The organism is Enterobacter cloacae complex sp. I1M (genome assembly GCF_014982425.1).
GTDB classification, from domain to species: domain Bacteria; phylum Pseudomonadota; class Gammaproteobacteria; order Enterobacterales; family Enterobacteriaceae; genus Enterobacter; species Enterobacter intestinihominis.
The window spans coordinates 1-2,786 of sequence record NZ_JADCLG010000074.1 but is presented as its reverse complement, the minus strand read 5'-3'; the positions used below and the strand labels follow the sequence as shown (position 1 = coordinate 2,786).

Annotated in this window: 3 protein-coding genes and 1 pseudogene; all 4 read left to right on the top strand. The window is 40.6% G+C overall.

The annotated features are described in order from the left end of the window. Nucleotides 1-97: 97 nt before the first annotated feature. A complete protein-coding gene (locus INF86_RS22280; RefSeq protein ID WP_154051908.1) occupies nucleotides 98-1,480 on the top strand; it encodes a site-specific integrase in 1,383 nt (460 codons plus the stop codon). Nucleotides 1,481-1,602: 122 nt separating this feature from the next. After that, nucleotides 1,603-2,028, top strand: a complete 426-nt coding sequence (locus INF86_RS22275; RefSeq protein WP_193543952.1) for a hypothetical protein — start codon at nucleotides 1,603-1,605, stop codon at nucleotides 2,026-2,028. Then, nucleotides 2,025-2,249: an AlpA family transcriptional regulator gene (locus tag INF86_RS22270; protein WP_074172183.1), complete on the top strand. Its 225-nt coding sequence runs from the start codon at nucleotides 2,025-2,027 to the stop codon at nucleotides 2,247-2,249. Before INF86_RS22275 ends, INF86_RS22270 begins: the two co-directional genes overlap by 4 nt. Nucleotides 2,250-2,449: 200 nt before the next feature. Next, nucleotides 2,450-2,786, top strand: a pseudogene (locus INF86_RS22265) (hypothetical protein); the annotation flags it as partial.

Below are 2,786 nucleotides of genomic sequence, written 5' to 3'. Positions count from 1 at the left end.
ATTTTTACCCCTTTAAAAACCTATTCTTAAAACAAGCAATTCATTATAAAACATTAAGTTATGAAAATCACCTGTTGATAAAAATTGACAGGTGTTGATGTTTATTCCCTCATTTTACTTACACCAGCCATTACATTATGGTGGTGTAACATTTCTCATTTGGAGCCCCAAAATGGCACTTCCCAGACAAAAACTCACCTTCGAGCGCATTCGAAAATTTGCTTTACCTGAAGGAAAAACCCAAGCATTTCTTTGGGATGCGGATGTAACAACCCTTGCATGTCGGGCAACTCGTGGAGCAAAAGCCTTTGTGTTCCAAAGCGTATATGCGGGGAAAACCCTTCGCATGACTATTGGCAACATTAACGACTGGAGGATTGATGATGCAAGGACCGAAGCAAGACGGTTACAAACGTTGATCGATACCGGGATAGATCCACGTATTGCTAAGGCAGAAAAAATCGCAGAAGCAGAATCGCGGCAAGCTGAATCACGTAAAACAAAAGTGATTTTCTCCGTCGCCTGGGAAGACTACCTACAAGAGTTGAGAACCGGTATCAGCGCAAAAACTAAACGCCCATATTCTACTCGATACATTGCCGATCACATTAACTTGTCCAGCCGTGGAGGCGAAAGTAAAAAAAGAGGCAAGGGCCCGACCTCGGCTGGACCATTAGCTAGCTTGCTCGACCTACCGTTATCGGAGCTAACCTCGGAGTACATAGCAGCGTGGCTGAGTACAGAAAGACAAAATAGACCTACCGTCACTGCTCACGCTTATCGCCTACTACGAGCTTTCATCAAATGGAGTAATTATCAGAAAAAATATCAAGGGATTATTCCAGGCGATCTGGCACAAGATTACAACGTAAGAAAAATGGTTCCCGTGTCAGCGAGTAAAGCCGATGATTGCTTGCAAAAAGAACAGCTTAAAGGCTGGTTCAGTGCCGTACGTAGCCTCATTAATCCCATTGCATCGGCCTATCTCCAAATACTTTTGCTCACCGGTGCACGGCGTGAAGAAATTGCGTCGCTTCGCTGGTCAGACGTCGATTTCAAGTGGTCAAGCGTGCGAATTAAAGACAAGATCGAAGGCGAACGTATCATACCTCTCACTCCTTATGTTTCTGACCTGTTAAGCGCACTGGTGCAAACCCCAAATTCTGACGTGGAGGATTGGGTTTTCAGGAGTAACAGCAAAAGCGGCAAAATTATTGAACCTCGTTCAGCACACAATCGAGCGTTAAGCCGCGCTGAGTTACCACATATCAGTTTGCATGGATTACGCCGTAGTTTCGGTACATTAGCAGAATGGGTAGAAGTACCAACGGGCATTGTTGCACAGATTATGGGCCATAAGCCTAGTGCTCTTGCTGAAAAGCACTATCGCCGCCGCCCGCTGGACTTGCTCAGAAAATGGCACGAAAAAATTGAGACATGGATCTTAGAACAAGCAGGAATTAAAAACAGCGTTGAATAGCGTTGATTAATTTAAAAATCAATTACTTACAAAAAATTTCACATGTTGACAGAAAACTTTTTTCAGGTATTTTTAATCACAGTCTAAAGATATTTCACTCACTCAGCAGGAGATAAACTACAGTGATTCGCACAATAACTGAATTTACAGAAAATCAACCAGAAGCTATTAGAGCTAAGTGGGGTCTACACCAGCCCCAAAAAAACAGTGCTTTTTTCTGGAAAAAAATAATTCAACGTTTAGGTGTTACTGGTTTTTCTCGAAAACCATCTTCATGGCGTATTATTGTAAAACTTCCTCTGCTCAGAAGGGATGTGGGGGTTGTTATCGCACATTTCATGCCATTCAAAAGCCTAACGTCTAGATCACGTCGGAGTTCGACAAAATCCTCCAAAAGTTCCTCATTGTCATCTTCAGATGGTAGTAATAGTGACCCCAATAGTGTCCAAAAAAATTATTTTTTTAATTCTAACCTGGCTATTTCATCCTTATTAATTATTTCTATCTCCTTATTTTTCCTCATCTCACATATTGAGGTGGCGAAATGAGCGCATTTGAACATCAAGAGTTCTTTCAGCCGCAACTTATCTCCACTAGTGAACTGGCTAAAATCATCAATTACAAATCCCAGACCATTCGAAAATGGCTTTGCCAAGACAAACTACCTGATGGTTTACCTCGTCCAAAGCAAATTAATGGAAGACATTATTGGTTACGCAATGATATTTCCGATTTTTTGCTAACTCTCTCAGCGAAAGGATATTTATAGGGAAATAAAAATTATAACTACCAGCTATTCTGATGAATAGTCAGAATAGCTGGGTTGATTGACTATAAAATCTCATACTCTGCAGGTTGCATCACTGCACGGATTGGTGATTTTTCGGCACAGAAGTTTGATGAATAGAATACCTGTGAATAGTGGTCAAGTAATTGATGCTATTAGAATAACGAAGAGAAGGAGGGAATATGCAAAAACGTATAACATTTAGCCCCAACAAGCAATCCACTATCGAAGCAATTGATACGTATAGCCGTATAAAAGGATATTCTAGATCAGAGGTGATATCATTTTTGCTAAACTCAACTGCCCCTGCATTAAATAAAATAACGTTGCAATACCATATAGCTCATAATTTTGAATTAACATTGGGCAGCCTTTTTAAAGAGAAAGAAAATATAACAACACGAACCGAACCAAAATTAACTATGGAAGAGTTTTTTTACTCCGCGTGGAATATGCACATTCGCCACACAGATGAAGTTATTGATCAGGGGTTTTATAAACACAAAATAACCCGTGATA